The organism is Afipia massiliensis (genome assembly GCF_014203115.1).
GTDB lineage: Bacteria > Pseudomonadota > Alphaproteobacteria > Rhizobiales > Xanthobacteraceae > Afipia > Afipia massiliensis.
Map to the genome: position 1 here is coordinate 57,180 of NZ_JACHIJ010000006.1, position 18,585 is coordinate 75,764.

An 18,585-nucleotide genomic window follows, 5' to 3' on the forward strand; every position below is an offset into this window, starting at 1 on the left:
ATGGCCGAAGAGATCATCAAATACGATGTGCCGCGGCGCGGTTTCCCGCTCCAGCAGGAGGTTTTCGGCCTGCTGACAGTCGCGGTCGTGGGCGCGATAGGATACTTCGCGTTTCCCGACGATCTCGCGTTCCTGACGCGACTGATCAGCATTACGCTGCTCGTGCTTTCGCTCGATCTTGTCACCGGCTATTGCGGCGTCGCCACGCTGGGGCAGGCGGCCTTGTTCGGCGTCAGCGCCTATGCGGTCGGTAACGCCTGTATCGCCGGGATTACAAATCCGCTGGTCCTGCTCGCTATCGGCGCTTTCACCGGCTCCATCATGGGCCTGATTTCCGGCGCATTGATCACGCGCTTTCAGGGGCTGCCGCAGCTTGTGCTGTCCATTGCCATCGGCCAGCTCGTCAGTTCGCTGGCAAACAAGCTGTCATCGTTGACCGGCGGCAGCGACGGCCTGTCGGGCATTACGCCCGCGCCGATCTTTGGCGTATTCACATTCGATATGTACAGCCGGACGTCGTATGTCTTTTCGCTGGCGACGCTTGCGGTCGTCATGGTGCTGCTGCTCAGGTTCGTCCGGTCTCCGTTCGGCCTGTTGTGCCGGGGCATCAAGGACGACAGCCTGCGCGCGCTGATGATCGGCGCTTCGGCCTATCCGAGACTCGTCGTGATGTATGGCGTGTCGGGTATCGTCGCTGGCCTCGGCGGCGCGCTGATGGCGATCAACACCGGCGTCGTCGGGCTCGACAGCGTCAGTTTCGAGCGATCAGCCGAAGTTCTGGTCATGCTGGTCCTGGGTGGGGCCGGGAACCTGTGGGGCGCGCTGGCGGGCGCGGTGATCTTCCAGATCTTCGAGCATATCGTGTCGGCGGCAAATCCATTCCACTGGATGACGCTGGTCGGATTGCTTCTGATCCTGATCGTGATCTTCGCCCCGCGCGGGCTTGGGCACAGTATCGCTTCGCTCTGGTCATCCTTCTCGCAGCGGAGGCCGGGATCATGACTTCGCTGCTCGAACTGCGGAATGTGTCGAAGTCCTTCGGCGGCCTTCACGTCAACCGCGACGTATCCTTCAGTCTTGGCAAGGGCGACCGCGTGGCGCTGATCGGGCCGAACGGCGCAGGCAAGACCACGCTGGTGAACGTCATTTCCGGTGATCTGGCTCCGTCCGACGGGAATATCTTCTTCGAAGGCAACGACTTGACGGCAGTCTCCATCCCCGGCCGCGTCCGGCAGGGGCTGGCGCGAACCTTCCAGATCACACGCTTATTCACCAGTCTGACGGTCGCCGAAAACGTCGCGCTGGCCGTCATGCAGCGCAAGGGTCTCACGCGCCGGTTCTTCTCGGTGGAGACTTTCGCTCCGCGGGTTCGCGACGAATGGATGCACATTCTGGGCATGCTCGGCATCGCGCACCTGTCGCAGCTACCGGTCGCGAAGCTTGCCTACGGCCAGCAGCGGCTGCTCGATCTTGCGATCGGCCTCGCGCTCACGCCGAAGGTTTTGATGCTGGACGAGCCGGCAGCCGGCGTTCCGCACGACGAAGCGCCGAAAATCCTTGAAGCGATCAATCGCCTGCCGTCCGACATTGCTGTTCTCATGATCGAGCACGACATGGACCTCGTATTCCGGTTTGCAAAGCGCGTGCTTGTGCTTGCCAATGGCCGCCTGATCTTCGAGGGCAGTCCGGAGGACGTCACAAAGGACGACGAAGTCCGCCGCGCCTATCTGGGGAGCTATGCCGATGCCAGCCGCACGGCTTGAGGTCGAACGTCTCAGCGCGGGCTATGGCCCGACGCAGATCGTCTCGGAGATGTCGTTCGAGGTGCCGGCCGGCGGCCGCCTCGCGATCCTCGGACGCAACGGCGTCGGCAAGACCACGCTGCTTGCGACGCTGATGGGGCTGTCAACGCGGCATCACGGCAAAATTCTTGCCGACGGGCAGGACATCAGCGCGATGCGAACCTCGGCGCGGGCGTTGTGCGGCATGGGGTATGTGCCGCAGACGCGTGATATTTTCCGCTCGCTGACAGTGGAGGAGAACCTGTCGACCGGCTTCAAGACGCGGGAGCGGAATGGGCTGGAGGAAATCTACCAGATGTTTCCGCGTCTGGCGGAACGGCGCCGCCACCTTGGCCTGCAACTCTCCGGCGGCGAACAGCAGATGCTGTCGATGGCGCGGACGCTGCTTGGAAAGCCGTCGATCCTGCTGCTGGATGAACCTCTCGAAGGGCTCGCGCCGGTGATCTGCGACCAGTTGATGGAGACTATCTCCCGGCTCGCCACAAGCGGGGACATGACCATTATCCTTGTCGAACAGCAGATCGAGCGCGCGTTGAATTTCGCGGACCGAGTCATGGTGGTCGAACGTGGCCGCGCGGTCTGGGAAGGTGTGTCGGCGGATTTGAAATCGGACCGGTCGCTGGTCAACCGCTTGCTCGGTGTAGGCATTCACTGATCGAATTGGTATTGTATCCGGGTCAGCAACAAGAAGACGCCCCATGACGTTGATCTATCCGCGAGAAAGCAACGCCGCGCATGCGCCGCGCCTGTCGCCGGCTTACAAGAGCACGGTGCTCCGCTCGCCATCGAAGCCGCTGGTGATTATTCCGCATACGCTGTCGGAACTGACCGGGCCGGTCTACGGCCACGAGACGGTGCGCGAAAACGACAACGATCTAACGATTCAGCACAAGGGTGAGCCACTCGGCGAGCGCATCATCGTTCACGGTCATGTTCGCGACGAGGACGGCCGCGGCGTGCCGAACACGCTGCTTGAGGTCTGGCAGGCCAACGCCTGCGGGCGTTACATTCACGTCGTCGATCAGCATCCGGCGCCGCTCGATCCAAATTTTACTGGAGCCGGGCGCGCGCAGACCGACAGCAACGGCTATTACAGGTTCGTCACCATCAAGCCCGGTGCGTATCCGTGGGGCAATCACCCCAACGCGTGGCGGCCCGCCCACATCCACTTCTCGGTGTTCGGACACTCGTTCATTTCGCGCATTGTGACGCAGATGTATTTTCCCGGCGATCCGCTGTTCACTTACGATCCGATCTTCAATTCGGTGACCGACGAGAAGGCGCGGATGCGGATGGTGTCGAGCTTCGATATCGAGAACACCAAGCCGGACTGGGCGCTGTGCTATCGCTTCGACATCGTATTGCGCGGACGTAACGCTACGCCACTGGATAACGACTGATGAGCAACATTACGCCTTCGCAAACTGTCGGTCCCTATTTCAAGTATGGCCTGACGCCGGGCGACGACTACGCGTGGAATGACGCGTTCGGCAACGATCTGGTGACAGCGGATGTCTCCGGCGAACGTATCCGCATCGTCGGGCAGGTGTTCGACGGCGACGGCAAGATCATTCCCGATTCGATGCTCGAGATATGGCAGGCCGATGCGCAGGGGCGCTTTGCCGATCCGCAGGATACGCGCGCGATGCCGAATGCCGCGTTCAAGGGCTTTGGCCGCTGCGGCACCGATGCCAAGGGTGGCTTTGAATTCCGCACCATCAAGCCTGGTCCGGTACCCGGGCCGGGCGGTAAGCTGCAGGCCCCGCATATTCTTCTGGCGGTGTTCGCGCGCGGCATGACGCAGCAGGCGATCACGCGGATCTATTTCGAGGACGAGGCTGCGAACGCTGCTGATCCGATCCTCGCGCTGGTGCCAGCGGACCGCCGCGCGACGTTGATCGCGAAGCGAGAGCAGGGCGATATCGTGACCTACCGGTTCGACGTCCACCTGCAGGGCGACAGGGAAACTGTGTTCTTTGATGTGTAACGCGATCTGAGGTTGATCACCGCGCGCGGTGTTCCGGAAGCACTTCGGTTCGCACTGCTGCTACTTTCTAATAGCTCTAAATACGCCCGCAACCCGTTGAGCACGTGGGGCGAGGCCGTCATAGTGGCAAGCTGGAAAAATTTGCCGAATGACAAGTCTCTACAATCTGATTGTCGACGACTACCGGATTCTCGATAGCGAGAATCGTCCGGTCGAAGACACTTTCTCCCAAAGCATGATCTGGCTGGACAACCCCGGCTGCGTTCTTCAGCCGGGCAATTTTCAGCTGCCCGGCGATCTTCGCACCCACGGGATCATGAAGCCCGGTCTCTATATGACCATCGTGCTGGAGGGCACCGGCGAGAGTTGCACCAACGACGGCCCGGAAAGAGTCCGTTATTCCGAAAACCAGCTACTTGGAATGGCGATACGCGAGCCGACCCCGTGCAGCGGTGAAGCTCCCCGCGGCCCGATCCGCGCTGTCGGTATTGCTTTTCCCCGTACATCGATTACGGCGCTGGGCCTGGAGCAGGAATTTGTCGATCTGTTCAAGACTACGGAGCGGCCTGTTCTGGTCTTCTCTGTACAGGCGCCACCGCGAATTCAAGCGATTGCGGCGGAGATCCTGTCGCCGACATTCGATGGTACGGCAGGAAAATTGTTGATGAGCGCTCAGGCGACCGAAGTTCTGGCGCGGGGAATGCACGCGTTACGTCGCAACGCCGAACTGGGCACTCCCGTCGACAACAAGCGTGCGCGCCTTCAGGTCGCGAAAGACATGATGGACGCCGACTTGCGCTATCCATGGAGCATTTCCGAACTGGCGCACCGGGCGGGAACGAGTCGCCGATCGTTCAACCTGCGCTTTCGCGCGGCTTATGGTGTCAGCGCTATCGACTATCTCAGGGCCAGGCGGCTTGAGATCGCGCGCGAGGCGCTGGTGTATCAGAACATGACAGTCACCGAAGCTGCCGATCTCGTCGGCTATACCAATCCTGCTAACTTTGCGACTGCGTTCCGAAAGCACTTCGGCTCGGTTCCAAGCCACTATCGCAGTCAGTCGCTGTCCTGAACGCAAGCCTGAACTGCAAGGAGCGCGATGCACTGCGTCGTAAATGCCGCACGCGCGAGCCAATGCGGCTACCTTTGAGAACGTCAACATAAGATCAAAGGGTTTTTGCGCGCACGCAAAGGCGTCTGCTGCATAAATCTGCTTTCTCCATCGCGGGGGCTGAAAAGCCTAGCAAGATGGGGAACTTGAGATGGGGCGGCAGTTTTCGAAGGATGTTTTGCGCGTGACGATGAGAAGCGCGCTGGGTGCGGCGATTTTGGGCGGCGCCTGTCAGGCAACGCCTTCGTTCGCGCAATCTTCGGCACCGCCGTCGGAAAAGCAGTCGGCGACGACTCTCCCAGAGGTCAGGGTGGCAGGCCAGCGTGCACGTCCGCGCCGCGCCGCGCGTGTCGATCCAGCACCTGCACCCGCACAGCCTGTTCCAGCTCAGGTCGGCGAACGCGGCACTGGGCCGGTTGTCGGCTATTCCGCCCGGCAAAGCGTGACGGCGACGAAGACTGACACGCCGTTGTTGGAGACGCCGCAGTCCATCTCTGTCGTGACGAAAGACCAGATCAAGGATCAGGGTGCGCAGACGGTTCAGGACGCACTTCAGTACACGCCGGGTGTCTCGATCCAGGGCTACGGCGCCAACGCTTTCTTCGACGGTTTCAAGGTTCGGGGATTCGATGCCCCTCAGTATCTGGATGGTTTGCGGCTGCCCAAAGACGGCCTGCAGTTCGGGATGCCGAAGATCGAGCCATACGGCCTTGAACGGCTGGAGGTGTTGAAAGGCCCATCCTCGGGTCTTTATGGGCAGACTGACCCAGGCGGCTTCATCAACATGATCAGCAAGCGGCCGACTGCGACGCCGCACTTTGAAGCTGCAGGCACGTTTGGCTCGTTCAACCGCATCCAGGGTGCGTTCGATTTCGGCGGTCCGATCGACAAGAACGGCGAGTTTCTTTATCGCGTGGTGGGTCTTGCCCGCCAGAGCGACACACAGACCGATTTCGTGCAGGACAACAAGGTCTTCATTGCGCCGAGCTTCACATGGCGGCCGACGACAGACACTTCGTTCACGATCCTCTCGCACTATCAGAAGATCGACAACAAGGGTTACCAGCAGTACGTGCCCGGACAGGTATCATTCCTGCCGAATCCAAATGGGCGCGTCCCCTACAGCCGCTACATTGGTGAACCGAGCCTGGACGGCTACAAACTCGAGCAGGCCGCAATCGGCTATGCGTTAGAACATCGCTTCGACAACAATCTGCAGTTCCGCCAGAATGTGCGTTACATGGAGGTGACCAACAATTTGCAGAGCGTGCGTTCGGAGGGGATGTTTTCAACTACCTTTCCTCCAACGCCTGCGACGACGAGCAACTCGCTCGTGAGCCGCAGCTATAACTACGTCAGCTCAAAGGCGCAGAATCTCACCGCCGACAATCAGCTACAGGCAGATTTCCGAACCGGCGCGTTGACTCACAAGGTTCTCGTGGGCCTGGATTATCTGAACCAGACAGGAAGCTCGGACTATCGAAGTCGGGGGATCGATCCGATCAATGCATATAATCCGATTTACGGAGTGACTTTTGTCCCTCCTGCGAGTTCGCTATCTCCCTTCATGCTGTTGAACAACAAGATCGATCAGGTCGGCTTGTATGCTCAGGACCAGATCAAGCTGGATCGCTGGACATTGTCGCTGACCGGCCGACAGGACTTCGTGAACACCGAGTTGGAGAGCCTCGCAGCCTATCCGAAACCGGGTACTTATCGTCGCAGCGATTCAGCGCAAACCGGCCGCGTGGGTCTGAACTATCTGTTCGATTTCGGCCTGTCGCCGTATGCCAACTATTCGACATCATTTGTCCCGAACGCCAACGCGAGCCGGAACGGACAGGCATTCAAGCCGACGACCGGTGAGGGCTGGGAGGCCGGCGTGAAGTTCCAGCCTGTCGGCACCAATCTGATGCTGACTGCCGCCTATTTCGACATCAAGCAGAATGACGTGCTGACAGCGGATCCCGTCGACTTCCTCTTCAGTGTACAGACTGATGCGGTTCGCTCGCGCGGTGTCGAGTTGGAAGCGCGTGGCAACATCACACGCGAACTCGAAATCATCGCGGGCTACTCACATACGGACGCCAAGATCACCGCGAGTGCTATCGGCGCTCAAGGAAAATATGTGAATGGCGTGCCGATCGATCAGGCCTCGTTGTGGGCGAAGTACACCTGGTTCGATGGTCCGCTCGCGGGTCTCGGTCTGGGAGCAGGTGTTCGCTATGCCGGCGAGAGCTATGGCGATCTTTACAACACGTTTGTTCTTCCCGACTACACGCTGTTCGATGCGAGTGTGAGCTATGACTTCGGCTACGTGCGGCCGGAGATGAAAGGTTGGACCGCGCAGGTCACCGCAAAAAACCTGACGAACCGCTACTATGTCGCATCGTGTTTGACCGGCCTGGCCTATTGCGGCCTTGGAACCGCCCGCACGATTCTCGGAACTCTCAGATATTCCTGGAACTAAGGGAGCACCACATTGGCAGGCACAGGCAAGTCATTGCGTCGATGGGGCTGGACGCACAAGTGGTCCAGCATCATCTGCACCGTGTTCATGTTGATGCTCTGCATCACCGGCTTGCCGCTGATCTTCCATCACGAGATCGATCATCTGCTGCATGAGGAAGTGCAGGCGGCACCGGTGCCGGAAGGGACGCCGCGCGCCAACCTCGATCTCGTTGTAAAGAACAGTCTGACAAGAGATCCGGGAATGGTGCCGCATTTCCTGATCTGGGATCCGGATGATGCCAATGCGCTGATGGTGAGCATCGGCAAGACGCTGGAGGCCAGCCCGGTCGACAACCGCATCGTCCGTGTGGACGCTCACACCGCGGCCTATCTCGATGCACCGGACGTCACCGGGCGTTTCACCTACATCATGCTCAAGCTGCACACCGACATGTTCGCCGGTCTGCCCGGAAAACTGTTCCTCGGGCTGATGGGAATCCTGTTCTGTGTGGCGATCATTTCCGGCATCGTCGTCTACGCGCCGTCGATGCGGAAACTGAAGTTCGGAACCTACCGGCGTGACCGGCTGCGCGTGGTCCGCTGGCTCGACATTCACAATATTACCGGCATCGTGCTGGTGATGTGGATGCTGGTGGTCGGATTCACCGGCGTCATCAATACCTGGGCCGAACTCGTCATCAAGGTCTGGCAGTTCGGGCAACTCGCGGAAATGACCGCGCAATACAAGGACAAGCCGCTGCCGGCGAATCCGTCGTCGATAGACGCTGCGGTGCAGGTGGCGATCAAGGCCGAGCCGAACATGAAGCCGGCCTTCGTGGCGTTTCCCGGCACCATCTTCAGCAGCAAGAGTCACTACGCTGTGTTCATGCGCGGCAACACGCCGCTCACGGCGAAATTGCTCAAACCGGCGCTGATCGATGCGGACACCGGCGTTCTGACCGACAGTCGTCCCCTGCCGTGGTATGTCGCGACACTGCTGATCTCGCAGCCGCTGCACTTTGGTGACTACGGCGGCATGCCGCTGAAGATCATATGGGCGATCCTCGACATCATCACCATCGCTGTACTCATCACCGGCCTTTACCTCTGGCTGCGCCGGCGTCAGTCCGGTGTCAGCATCGAGCGGGTCGTCGTCGATGCCTCGGCGTCGGATCATCGCCCGGTCTATACGTCATGAAGTACAAGCCACAGCCACGCCGGCAGTCCAACGGTCAGATTTTCGCGATCCCGATCGTGCTCGGTGTGCTGAGTATCATCGGACTCGTATCGGCGCTGGTCGGAGACGGCGTGTGGGACGGTGTGTCCTGGGTCACGCTGGCGATTCCGATCCTGCTGTGCGGATACTTCTTTGTCAGGCGTAGCTGAACGTCACACCGGCAGCGCGATCGAATACTTCACCTGGCTGAGCGCGAAGCTCGACTCGATCGAGGCGATGCCGTCGAGCCGAGTCAGCTTGGTCTTGATGAAGTTTTCATAGGACGGAAGGTCGGCGGTGACCACGCGGAGCAGGTAATCCCGGTTGCCGGTCATCAGGTAACATTCCAGCACCTCCTTCCACTTCGAGATCGCCTTGGCGAAGCGGTCGAGATCTTCTTCCTTCTGCCGTTCCAGCTTGATCGAAATGAACACGCTGACCGGCAGCCCGACGGATGTCTGGTCGACCATCGCGATGTAGCGTGAGATCACGCCGCGCTCCTCGAGCAGTTTCACGCGGCGGTGGCAGGGCGACACCGACAGACCGACTTGATCGGCGAGGTCCTGCATGGTGACGCGGCTGTCTGTCTGCAGAATCGTCAGGATCTTGCGGTCGATGGCGTCGAGGGCGGCCACTGGAATGAAATCTCGTGAGGATTACAATTATTAGTATGGTATACTAATATCGGCCGGCCAGTCGAGAAGATTTGAGATTTTAAAGCGCGAGGCGAGGAATAGCATTGGTCCCGAACCCCTTGCCGGTGACCGTCATGCCCATCGAACCCTCGCGTCTGGAGACCCTGTCGGCCCTCACCAAGAAGGTGCTGTGGCTGTCGTCGTGGACCATTCACCACGCCAATCATGTCAGGCCGGATTCGGACGGGCTGAAAGTTGGCGGCCATCAGGCCTCATCAGCCTCGCTGGCGACGATCATGTCGGCGCTATATTTCGGCGTGCTCAAGCCGGAAGATCGCGTCGCGGTGAAGCCGCATGCCAGTCCGGTGTTTCATGCGATTCAATATCTGCTCGGGCAGCAGACCCGCGAGAAGCTGGAGAATTTTCGCGGCTTCAAGGGCGCGCAGTCCTATCCGTCGCGTACCAAGGATATCGACGACGTGGATTTCTCCACCGGCTCGGTCGGGCTCGGCGTGGCGCAGACGCTGTTTTCGTCGCTGGTGCAGGACTATGTGAAATCGCATGGCTGGATGAAGGACAGACCTGAGGGGCGCATGATCGCGCTGGTCGGCGATGCCGAACTCGATGAAGGCAATATCTTTGAAGCGTTGCTGGAAGGCTGGAAGCAAGGCCTGCGCAACACCTGGTGGGTCATCGACTACAACCGCCAGAGTCTCGACGCGGTGATCCGCGAGGGGCTTTGGGAAAAGCTTGAGACCATGTTCCGCAATTTCGGCTGGGACGTGGTGATCGTGAAATACGGCAAGTTGATGCAGGCCGCATTTGCTGAACCGGGCGGTGAAGCGCTGCGAAAGTGGATCGATGGCTGTCCGAACCAGATGTATGCGGCGCTGTGCTTTCAGGGCGGCGCGGCGTTCCGCAAGCATCTGCTCGATGACATCGGCGATCAGGGCCCGGCAACGAAACTGATCGAGAAGCGCAGCGACGACGAGCTGCTGGCACTGATGTCGAATCTCGGTGGCCATGACATGGCGAGCATGCTGGAAGCGTTCGAGTCGGTCGATCATGACCGGCCGGTGTGCTTCATTGCCTACACCATCAAGGGCGTCGGCTTGCCGTTCCAGGGTCACAAGGACAACCACGCCGGGCTGATGACCGTCGCGCAGATGGAAACCTTTCGCGCGGCGCAGAACATTCGTCCTGGCCACGAATGGGACCGGCTGGAAGGCCTGCCGCTCGATCACGCGCGCATCGAAGCGTTCCTGAAGAACGTGACGTTCGCGCGCGATGGTGCGCGGCGGCTGGATGCACCGAAGATCGAGGTGCCAGCGAGCCTTAACGTGACACTGACGCCGCGGATGGCCACGCAACAGGGCTTCGGACTGGTGCTGAATGAACTTGCGCGCAGCGACACCAAGCTCGCCGAGCGCATCGTCACCACATCGCCCGATGTGACGGTCTCGACAAATCTTGGTGCATGGGTCAACCGGCGCGGGCTGTTTGCGGTTGCCGAAAAGGCCGATCTATACCGCAAGGAGAAGATTCCCTCGACGTTTGCATGGGATTACTCGCCGAAAGGCCAGCATATGGAGCTCGGCATCGCGGAGATGAATCTCTTCATCATGCTCTCCGCGCTCGGCCTGTCACATTCCATCAACGGCGAGCGGCTGCTGCCGGTGGGCACATTGTATGATCCTTTCATAGAGCGCGGCCTCGATGCGCTGAATTACGCCTGCTATCAGGATGCGCGCTTCATGGTGGCGGCCACGCCGTCGGGCATCACGCTGGCGCCGGAAGGCGGCGCGCATCAGTCGATCGCAACGCCTTTGATCGGCATGGCGCAGGATGGTCTTTCGTCATTCGAGCCTGCGTTCGTGGACGAACTCGCGGTGATCATGCGCTGGGGTTTCGATCACATGCAGCGCGACGATGATGGCGGATCGGTCTACCTGCGCTTGTCGACGCGTACGCTGGATCAGCCGCAACGGACGATGACGCCCGAGCTTGAAAGCGACATCGCGGCGGGGGCGTACTGGCTGCGCAAGCCGGGTCCGAATGCTGAACTGGTGATTGCATATACCGGCGCTGTCGCGCCCGAAGCCATCGAGGCAACGGGATTGCTTGGGGAGTCGCGCCGGGACATTGGCCTGCTTGCGATTACATCCGCCGACCGTTTGCTTGCGGGTTGGACGACGTCGCGCAAACAGCGCCGTACGGGCGGCCCGCGCGAGCAAAGTCACATCGAGCGGTTGCTTGCGCCGCTGGCACGCGATTGCGGGCTTATCACTGTGATCGACGGACATCCGGCGACACTGGGATGGCTCGGAAGCGTCCATGGCCATCGCGTCGAAGCGCTCGGCGTCGAGAAGTTCGGCCAGACCGGCACCATCGGCGATCTCTATGGCCACTATGGTCTCGACACCAACACCATCATCGACGCCGCGGCGAGCCTGACCTTCGGCTCGCCGATCCGGCATCGCAAGATGGCGATGTAAACGCAGCTCGCGCGGCGGTTTTTAACCACGCGCAGCATCCAGTGAAATGCCGAGTTGACCGGAAGCGGGAACATCATCACCATTGGCTCATACGGGTTTAGGTGCTGAATGACCGAGCTTTCCAACCGCCAATCCGACATTCTGAACATCGCGCGCGCCTCCGGGCGGGTGACGGTGGAGGATCTGGCGCGACGCTTTGAAGTCTCGGCGCAGACCATCCGCAAGGATCTGAACGACCTGTGCGACCGCCGCTCGATGACGCGGGTTCACGGCGGCGCGATCATCGCCTCCGGCGTGGAAAACCTCGCCTACGAAGCCCGCCGGTTCGTCGCGGCGGAAGAAAAGAAAGCCATTGGCATCGCGGCGGCGGCGCAGATTCCCAACGGCTGCTCGCTGTTCATCAACATCGGCACCACGACGGAAGAAGTCGCGAGCGCTCTGACGGCGACGCATGAGGACCTGCTGGTCATCACCAACAATCTGAACGTAGCGATGCTGCTGTACCGCCATCCGCGCATCGAGGTCATCGTGGCCGGCGGCACGGTGCGGCGCGCCGACGGCGCTGTGATCGGCTCGACCGCGAACAACCTGATCACACAGTTCAAGGTCGATTACGCCATCATCGGCGCATCTGCGATCGACGAGGAGGGCGCGCTGCTCGACTTCGATTATCGCGAAGTGCAGGCCGCGCAGGCCATTATCGCCAATGCGCGCAGCGTGATGCTGGTGGCGGACAGCACCAAGTTAAGCCGCAACGCGCCGGTGCGGATCGCGCATCTGAGCCAGATCCATACGTTTGTGACCGACCTGCCATTGCCGGCCGGGCTTCAGGCCATCTGCAACAGCCGCGGCATCGAGGTGATTGCCGCGATGCCGGACAAGCCTGCGGACGTGGCCTGACGGCTGCTCTTCCGCGCGGGCGGAGAGGGTGCGTTAGCCTTTCAGGTTGATCGTGCTGCTCGGGGCCGCAAGTCAGTCGGTTCCGCTATTAACATCTTAATTATTTGATTTTATGTGATTTTCTGCGCGCGGGGATGCGCCTGCCTGTAAAATCGTCACATTGCTTGCTTTCGTTTATGGTTGTGATTTAATCACAATCGAAAGCGAAATCGCTATAAGCGAAAATAGCGGGCGCTGGGGAGACGCGGTGGGACAGGTTTTCGACCTCGCAATCATTGGCGGCGGGATCAACGGCTGCGGCATTGCCCGCGATGCCGTGGGCCGCGGAAATTCCGTCTTCCTTTGCGAAATGAACGATCTCGCCAGCGGCACCTCGTCCTGGTCGAGCAAGCTGATTCACGGCGGTCTGCGCTATCTCGAATATTACGAGTTCCGTCTGGTTCGCGAGGCACTGCTGGAGCGGGAAGTGCTCTGGCAGATCGCCCCGCACATCATCCGTCCGCTGCGCTTCGTGCTGCCGCATCATGCCGGGCTGCGTCCGGCCTGGCTGCTGCGTCTCGGCCTCTTCATGTACGACCATCTCGGCGGGCGGCGTCTGCTTCCGGCCACGCGCACGGTCGATCTCAGCCGCGATCCGGTCGGCCAGCCGCTAGCGTCGGGCCGCTTCACCAAGGGCTTCGAGTATTCGGACTGTTTCGTCGACGACGCGCGCCTTGTGGTCCTCAACGCGCGCGATGCGGCGGATCGCGGTGCGGTGATCCGCACGCGGACGCGCGCCGTCGAGGCGAAGCGTCAGGGCGATTGCTGGCAGGTTCTGCTGGAGGACACTGTCACCGGTGCGAAAAGCAGTATCCAGGCGCGGGCGCTGGTCAACGCGGGCGGGCCGTGGGTCGAGGACGTGCTGAACGGGCGCGCCGGAATCAACGCCAAGGCCAAGGTGCGTCTGGTGCAAGGTTCGCACATCGTGGTGCCGCGGCTTTACGATCACGATCGCGCCTACACATTCCAGAACGCCGACGGCCGCGTGGTCTTTGTCATTCCGTTCCAGAACGTTTTTTCGCTGATCGGCACCACCGATCGCGACTACGATGGCGATCCGTCCAAGGTGAAAGCCTCGGTGGAGGAAATCGCCTATCTGTGCCAGTCGGTGAACGATTATCTCGCCAGGTCCGTGAAGCCAGAAGACGTGGTGTGGGCCTATGCCGGCGTGCGTCCGCTGTATGACGACGGCGCCAGCGAAGCCAAGGCGGCCACGCGGGATTACGTGTTCGAATACGATGCGCCGGGCGGGCTGCCGCTGCTGTCGATTTTCGGCGGCAAGATCACGACCTACCGCCGCTTGTCCGAAGAGGCGCTGGAGCGGCTCGAGCAATATCTTCCGGGAAAAGCCAAGCCTGCGGGCTGGACCGGCACCACGCCGTTGCCCGGCGGCGATCTCGACGTGTCCGCGATTCCGGCGCTGGCGGATGAACTGGTCCGCGACAATTCGTTCCTGTCGCGCTCCCTCGCGCTCCGGCTTGCGCACGCCTATGGTACGCGGGCCAGCAAGGTTCTCGACAGGGCGTCATCCGCTGCGGACCTCGGACAGGTGTTCGGTGACACCCTGACGGAACGTGAAGTCCGCTACCTGATCGCGCACGAATTCGCGCGCACCGCCGAGGACATTGTCTGGCGACGATCCAAGCTGGGCTTGCGTCTCTCCGCCGATGAAGTGAAGGCGCTCGATGACTGGATCGCCACGCATCGCAGCGGCTTCGATACGCCGCTGAAGGAAGCCGGAGGCCGCGGATGAGCGTCACCCTCGACCAGGTTTCGCGCGAGGTTAACGGCGTTCCCTGGATTCGAGACGTGTCGCTGACGCTTGAGCGCGGAACTTTGAGCGTGCTGCTCGGGCCGACGCTGTCGGGCAAGACCTCGATCATGCGGCTGCTGGCGGGGCTCGATAAGCCGACCTCCGGCCGCATCCTTGTGGACGGCAAGGACGTCACCGGCTTCGATGTGCGCAAGCGCTCGGTGGCGATGGTCTATCAGCAGTTCATCAATTACCCGACGCTGTCGGTCTACGAAAATATCGCCTCGCCGCTGCGGGTGCAGGGCGTGGCGCGCGACGAGATCGAAACCCGCGTGCGGGACGCGGCGAAGTTGCTCAAGCTGGAGCCTTATCTCAACCGCACGCCGTTGCAGCTCTCCGGCGGCCAGCAGCAGCGCACGGCAATCGCGCGTGCGCTGGTCAAGGGCGCGGACCTTGTGCTGCTCGACGAACCGCTCGCCAATCTCGACTACAAGCTGCGCGAGGAATTGCGCACCGAATTGCCGCGCATCTTTGAAGAATCTGGCGCGATCTTTGTCTATGCCACCACCGAACCCTCCGAAGCCTTGCTGCTCGGCGGCCGCACGGTCTGCATGGGCGAGGGACAGGCGCTGCAGGTCGGCGAGACGCCACAGGTTTATCGGCGTCCCGATACGGTGGAAGTGGCCGAGGTGTTTTCCGATCCGCCGCTGAACACTGTCAGCATCGAGAAAAAGAACGGCTCGATCTTCTATTCCGGCGGCGAGCGCGCCTCGGTAGCGGGTCTTTATGAAGGCCTCAGCGACGGCGCCTACAAGGTTGGCTTTCGCGCGCACCAGCTCAACGTCGCCGGTGCATCGCCCGGCCGGCACGCGTTCGTCACCACCGTCAGTGTCACCGAGATTACCGGTTCAGAGAGCTTCGTGCATCTCAAGCGCGAGGGCTACAACTGGGTTGCGGTGCTGCCGGGCATTCACGAATTCCTGCCGGGGCAGGAACTGGACGCGGTGCTCGACCCGAACGATCTCTTTATCTTCGATCAAGCCGGCCGGCTCGTCGCCGCGCCGACGGCAATGTGAGGGATTAGCATGGCCCGCATCGACCTCGTCGATCTGGCCCATTCCTACGGCGGCGATGCCTATGCGCTGAAGCCAATGACCATGACGTGGCGGCAGGGCGGTGCCTACGCTCTGCTCGGTCCCTCAGGCTGCGGCAAGACCACGCTCCTTAACATCATATCCGGCATCGTCACGCCGTCGCACGGCAAGGTGCTGTTCGATGGTGCGGACATCACGCGCTCGACCACACGCGAGCGCAACATCGCGCAGGTGTTCCAGTTCCCGGTGATCTACGACACCATGACGGTCGGCGAAAACCTTGCGTTTCCGCTCAAGAACCGCGGCCAGCCGCGCAACGTGATTGATGCGCGAGTCGCCGAGATCGCCAAGCTGCTCGATCTCACGCCCTTTCTCGACCGCAAGGCGGTGCGGCTCAGCGCCGACGCCAAGCAGAAGATTTCGCTGGGCCGCGGGCTCGTGCGATCGGACGTCTCGGCGGTGCTGTTCGACGAGCCGCTCACAGTGATCGATCCGCATCTGAAGTGGGAACTGCGCTCCAAGCTCAAGGCGCTGCATCAGGCGCTCGACCTCACCATGATCTACGTCACCCACGACCAGACCGAGGCGTTGACTTTTGCCGACACGGTGGTGGTGATGCACGACGGCAGCGTCGTGCAGAGCGGCACGCCGGAAGAACTGTTCGCCAAGCCCGCGCACACGTTCGTCGGCTATTTCATCGGCTCGCCCGGCATGAACATCGTGCCGGCGCAGGTGAAAGGCAACGAGGCGAGGATTGACGGCCATACCATCCGGCTGAACCGGACCTACGACAGCCTGCCGCTCGGCGCGAAAATCGAAATCGGCGTGCGGCCGGAATTCGTCCATGTCGCGGCGTCTGCACCCGGCCTGTTGTCGGCCCAGATCGAACGGATCGATGACCTCGGCCGGGTGCGTTTCGCGCGCGTGCGCATCGGTGACGTGAAGTTCGCGGCGCGCGTACCGAACGGGTTCACTGTTCCGGACAAAACCGCCGGTCTCGTTTTCGATCCTGCTCATATCCACGTCTATGCGGACAGTCTTCTGGTCGAGGGGCGCGCCTGATGGACAAGACGATCAACAACAAGGCCTGGTTTCTCGTGCTGCCGGTGTTCCTGATCGTGGCGTTCTCCGCGATCCTGCCGCTGATGACGGTGGTCAATTACTCGGTGCAGGACACGTTCGGAAACAATCAGTTTTTCTGGAACGGCGTCGGCTGGTTCAAGGAACTGCTCGATCCCTCGACCGATCTCGGCGACCGGTTCCTGGCATCGCTCGGCCGAAATCTGCTGTTCTCAGCGATCATTCTCGCCATCCAAGTGCCGCTTGGTATTCTGGTCGCGCTGTCGATGCCGCGCGAAGGCTGGCGGGTCGCGGCGTGTCTCGTCATTCTGGCGCTGCCGCTGCTCATTCCTTGGAACGTGGTCGGCACCATCTGGCAGATCTTCGGGCGTCCCGACATCGGATTGCTTGGCTATACGCTGAACAAGATGGGGCTGGACTACAATTACGTGTCCAACAGCTTCGACGCCTGGGCGACCATCATCGTCATGGACGTCTGGCACTGGACCAGCCTTGTTGCGTTGCTGTGTTACGCGGGGCTGAAGTCCATCCCCGACGCCTACTATCAGGCGGCGCAGATCGACGGCGCCTCGCGCTGGGCGGTGTTCACCGCCATCCAGTTGCCGAAGATGAAGCGCGTGCTGCTGATCGCGGTGCTGCTGCGGTTCATGGACAGCTTCATGATCTATACCGAGCCGTTCGTCGTCACCGGCGGCGGTCCTGGTAATTCCACCACGTTCGTCTCGATCGAACTCGTCAAGATCGCGCTCGGCCAGTTCGATCTTGGCAAGGCCGCCGCGTTGTCGATCGTCTACAATCTGGTCATTCTGATCGTGTGCTGGGTGTTCTACACGGTGATGACGAACGCCGACAACGAGCGCCCACAAACGACGGGAGGTGCGTGATGCATACCATTCCCGGCCGCCGCATCATTATGGTCTTGTTCCTGACGTTCCTGCTGTTGCCGATCTACTGGCTCGTCAACATGAGCTTCAAGACCAACACGGAAATCGTCACGACGATGACGTTGTGGCCGAATAATCCAACGCTGGCTCATTACAAGCGCATCTTTACCGATTCGAGCTGGTATTCCGGATACATCAATTCGCTGCAGTACGTTGTCATCAACACCGTTATCTCGATTTCCTTCGCGCTGCCCGCAGCGTACGCGTTCTCGCGCTATCGGTTCCTCGGCGACAAGCACCTGTTTTTCTGGCTGCTGTCGAACCGCATGGCGCCGCCGGCGGTGTTCGCGCTTCCGTTCTTCAATCTGTATTCGGCGATCAACCTGTTCGATACGCCGTGGGCGGTCGCGCTCGCGCATTGCCTGTTCAATGTGCCGCTGGCGGTGTGGATTCTCGAAGGCTTCGTGTCCGGCGTGCCGAAGGAGATCGACGAGACCGCGTTCCTCGACGGCTATTCGTTCCCGCGCTTCTTCGTGAAGATCCTGATGCCGCTGATTGCGAGCGGCATCGGCGTCGCGGCGTTTTTCTGCTTCATGTTCTCATGGGTGGAACTGCTGTTGGCGCGGACGCTAACGTCGGTCAACGCCAAACCGATCGCAGCGACGATGACGCGCACGGTTTCGGCGTCCGGAATGGATTGGGGCCTGCTGGCCGCGGCCGGTGTCCTGACCATTATTCCCGGCGCGCTGGTGATCTGGTTTGTCCGCAACTACATCGCGCGCGGCTTCGCGCTCGGACGGGTGTAACCATGGAACACATCGCATGGATGGCCTGGACGGTGCCCACGGCGATCTTCTTCTGCCTGCTGGGTGGAACGCTCGCGACCATGACCTGGCTCGCGCTGCGTTACCCGGAAGCAGAGCGCGTCGGAGTTTTACGTATTCCCACCACCCGCGGCGATCGCCTGTTCATTTCGCTGATCGCGGCTGCGGTCATTCATCTGTTGTGGATTGCATTTGCGGGCACCAACCCGATTGCAACGCTCCCGATAGGAGAGGGAGTCGAAGTATCGAGTTTGTGGATCGCCACCGTCATTTCGCTCGTCTCGGCTGTTGTCATATTTCGCAACGTCTAGCCA

The 18,585-nt window shown here is 60.9% G+C and carries 18 protein-coding genes; 17 read left to right on the forward strand and 1 reads right to left on the reverse strand.

What is annotated here, in order from left to right; genetic code table 11:
* The 9 genes from HNQ36_RS19885 (at nucleotide 1) to HNQ36_RS19925 (ending at nucleotide 8,737) form a co-directional block, all read left to right on the forward strand.
* Nucleotides 1-1,002: a branched-chain amino acid ABC transporter permease gene (locus tag HNQ36_RS19885; protein WP_184087916.1), complete on the forward strand. Its 1,002-nt coding sequence runs from the start codon at nucleotides 1-3 to the stop codon at nucleotides 1,000-1,002.
* Complete coding sequence (locus HNQ36_RS19890) at nucleotides 999-1,763, forward strand: ABC transporter ATP-binding protein (protein ID WP_184087918.1); 765 nt, start codon at nucleotides 999-1,001, stop codon at nucleotides 1,761-1,763. Before HNQ36_RS19885 ends, HNQ36_RS19890 begins: the two co-directional genes overlap by 4 nt.
* Nucleotides 1,744-2,457: an ABC transporter ATP-binding protein gene (locus tag HNQ36_RS19895; RefSeq protein ID WP_184087920.1), complete on the forward strand. Its 714-nt coding sequence runs from the start codon at nucleotides 1,744-1,746 to the stop codon at nucleotides 2,455-2,457. The genes HNQ36_RS19890 and HNQ36_RS19895 overlap by 20 nt, the downstream gene beginning before the upstream one ends.
* 43 nt (nucleotides 2,458-2,500) lie before the next feature.
* Nucleotides 2,501-3,202 carry a protocatechuate 3,4-dioxygenase subunit beta gene (pcaH, locus tag HNQ36_RS19900; protein ID WP_184087922.1) on the forward strand — a complete coding sequence of 234 codons (702 nt, stop codon included), beginning with the start codon at nucleotides 2,501-2,503 and terminating at the stop codon, nucleotides 3,200-3,202.
* On the forward strand, nucleotides 3,202-3,789 hold the full coding sequence (gene pcaG / locus HNQ36_RS19905; RefSeq protein ID WP_184087924.1) for a protocatechuate 3,4-dioxygenase subunit alpha: 588 nt from the start codon (nucleotides 3,202-3,204) through the stop codon (nucleotides 3,787-3,789). Before pcaH ends, pcaG begins: the two co-directional genes overlap by 1 nt.
* A 148-nt stretch (nucleotides 3,790-3,937) precedes the next feature.
* Nucleotides 3,938-4,861: a helix-turn-helix transcriptional regulator gene (locus HNQ36_RS19910; protein ID WP_184087926.1), complete on the forward strand. Its 924-nt coding sequence runs from the start codon at nucleotides 3,938-3,940 to the stop codon at nucleotides 4,859-4,861.
* A gap of 229 nt (nucleotides 4,862-5,090) precedes the next feature.
* Nucleotides 5,091-7,370: a TonB-dependent siderophore receptor gene (locus HNQ36_RS19915; protein WP_246395476.1), complete on the forward strand. Its 2,280-nt coding sequence runs from the start codon at nucleotides 5,091-5,093 to the stop codon at nucleotides 7,368-7,370.
* A gap of 12 nt (nucleotides 7,371-7,382) precedes the next feature.
* The gene (locus tag HNQ36_RS19920; protein WP_184087930.1) at nucleotides 7,383-8,549 is read left to right on the forward strand and encodes a PepSY-associated TM helix domain-containing protein; all 1,167 of its coding nucleotides are present in this window, start codon (nucleotides 7,383-7,385) and stop codon (nucleotides 8,547-8,549) included.
* Nucleotides 8,546-8,737 carry a hypothetical protein gene (locus HNQ36_RS19925; RefSeq protein WP_184087932.1) on the forward strand — a complete coding sequence of 64 codons (192 nt, stop codon included), beginning with the start codon at nucleotides 8,546-8,548 and terminating at the stop codon, nucleotides 8,735-8,737. Before HNQ36_RS19920 ends, HNQ36_RS19925 begins: the two co-directional genes overlap by 4 nt.
* Nucleotides 8,738-8,740: 3 nt before the next feature.
* Here the strand turns inward: HNQ36_RS19925 and HNQ36_RS19930 are convergent, their stop codons facing one another.
* Entirely contained in the window at nucleotides 8,741-9,202 is a 462-nt protein-coding gene (locus tag HNQ36_RS19930) for an Lrp/AsnC ligand binding domain-containing protein (protein ID WP_184087934.1), read from the reverse strand.
* 134 nt (nucleotides 9,203-9,336) lie between these two features.
* On the opposite strand from HNQ36_RS19930, the gene HNQ36_RS19935 reads away from it, so the two are divergent.
* The 8 genes from HNQ36_RS19935 (at nucleotide 9,337) to HNQ36_RS19970 (ending at nucleotide 18,582) form a co-directional block, all read left to right on the forward strand.
* Nucleotides 9,337-11,697, forward strand: a complete 2,361-nt coding sequence (locus HNQ36_RS19935; protein ID WP_184087936.1) for a transketolase — start codon at nucleotides 9,337-9,339, stop codon at nucleotides 11,695-11,697.
* Between the two features lie 108 nt (nucleotides 11,698-11,805).
* On the forward strand, nucleotides 11,806-12,597 hold the full coding sequence (locus tag HNQ36_RS19940) for a DeoR/GlpR family DNA-binding transcription regulator (RefSeq protein WP_184087938.1): 792 nt from the start codon (nucleotides 11,806-11,808) through the stop codon (nucleotides 12,595-12,597).
* A 247-nt stretch (nucleotides 12,598-12,844) separates the two neighbouring features.
* A complete protein-coding gene (gene glpD / locus HNQ36_RS19945) occupies nucleotides 12,845-14,389 on the forward strand; it encodes a glycerol-3-phosphate dehydrogenase (protein WP_184087940.1) in 1,545 nt (514 codons plus the stop codon).
* Complete coding sequence (locus tag HNQ36_RS19950; protein ID WP_184087942.1) at nucleotides 14,386-15,465, forward strand: ABC transporter ATP-binding protein; 1,080 nt, start codon at nucleotides 14,386-14,388, stop codon at nucleotides 15,463-15,465. Before glpD ends, HNQ36_RS19950 begins: the two co-directional genes overlap by 4 nt.
* Nucleotides 15,466-15,474: 9 nt before the next feature.
* Entirely contained in the window at nucleotides 15,475-16,545 is a 1,071-nt protein-coding gene (locus tag HNQ36_RS19955) for an ABC transporter ATP-binding protein (protein ID WP_184087944.1), read from the forward strand.
* Nucleotides 16,545-17,447 (forward strand): carbohydrate ABC transporter permease, encoded by a 903-nt coding sequence (locus HNQ36_RS19960; protein ID WP_184087946.1) that lies wholly within the window; start codon nucleotides 16,545-16,547, stop codon nucleotides 17,445-17,447. Before HNQ36_RS19955 ends, HNQ36_RS19960 begins: the two co-directional genes overlap by 1 nt.
* On the forward strand, nucleotides 17,447-18,253 hold the full coding sequence (locus tag HNQ36_RS19965) for a carbohydrate ABC transporter permease (protein WP_046827206.1): 807 nt from the start codon (nucleotides 17,447-17,449) through the stop codon (nucleotides 18,251-18,253). The genes HNQ36_RS19960 and HNQ36_RS19965 overlap by 1 nt, the downstream gene beginning before the upstream one ends.
* Before the next feature lie 2 nt (nucleotides 18,254-18,255).
* Nucleotides 18,256-18,582 carry a DUF2160 domain-containing protein gene (locus HNQ36_RS19970; protein ID WP_184087948.1) on the forward strand — a complete coding sequence of 109 codons (327 nt, stop codon included), beginning with the start codon at nucleotides 18,256-18,258 and terminating at the stop codon, nucleotides 18,580-18,582.
* The last annotated feature ends 3 nt before the right edge of the window (nucleotides 18,583-18,585 follow it).

Coding starts and splice junctions, on each gene's coding strand:
- HNQ36_RS19885 (WP_184087916.1), top strand. CDS start 1: ATGGCCGAAGAGATCATCAAATACGATGTGCCGCGGCGCGGTTTCCCG.
- HNQ36_RS19890 (WP_184087918.1), top strand. CDS start 999: ATGACTTCGCTGCTCGAACTGCGGAATGTGTCGAAGTCCTTCGGCGGC.
- HNQ36_RS19895 (WP_184087920.1), top strand. CDS start 1,744: ATGCCAGCCGCACGGCTTGAGGTCGAACGTCTCAGCGCGGGCTATGGC.
- pcaH (WP_184087922.1), top strand. CDS start 2,501: ATGACGTTGATCTATCCGCGAGAAAGCAACGCCGCGCATGCGCCGCGC.
- pcaG (WP_184087924.1), top strand. CDS start 3,202: ATGAGCAACATTACGCCTTCGCAAACTGTCGGTCCCTATTTCAAGTAT.
- HNQ36_RS19910 (WP_184087926.1), top strand. CDS start 3,938: ATGACAAGTCTCTACAATCTGATTGTCGACGACTACCGGATTCTCGAT.
- HNQ36_RS19915 (WP_246395476.1), top strand. CDS start 5,091: ATGAGAAGCGCGCTGGGTGCGGCGATTTTGGGCGGCGCCTGTCAGGCA.
- HNQ36_RS19925 (WP_184087932.1), top strand. CDS start 8,546: ATGAAGTACAAGCCACAGCCACGCCGGCAGTCCAACGGTCAGATTTTC.
- HNQ36_RS19935 (WP_184087936.1), top strand. CDS start 9,337: ATGCCCATCGAACCCTCGCGTCTGGAGACCCTGTCGGCCCTCACCAAG.
- HNQ36_RS19940 (WP_184087938.1), top strand. CDS start 11,806: ATGACCGAGCTTTCCAACCGCCAATCCGACATTCTGAACATCGCGCGC.
- HNQ36_RS19950 (WP_184087942.1), top strand. CDS start 14,386: ATGAGCGTCACCCTCGACCAGGTTTCGCGCGAGGTTAACGGCGTTCCC.
- HNQ36_RS19955 (WP_184087944.1), top strand. CDS start 15,475: ATGGCCCGCATCGACCTCGTCGATCTGGCCCATTCCTACGGCGGCGAT.
- HNQ36_RS19960 (WP_184087946.1), top strand. CDS start 16,545: ATGGACAAGACGATCAACAACAAGGCCTGGTTTCTCGTGCTGCCGGTG.
- HNQ36_RS19965 (WP_046827206.1), top strand. CDS start 17,447: ATGCATACCATTCCCGGCCGCCGCATCATTATGGTCTTGTTCCTGACG.
- HNQ36_RS19970 (WP_184087948.1), top strand. CDS start 18,256: ATGGAACACATCGCATGGATGGCCTGGACGGTGCCCACGGCGATCTTC.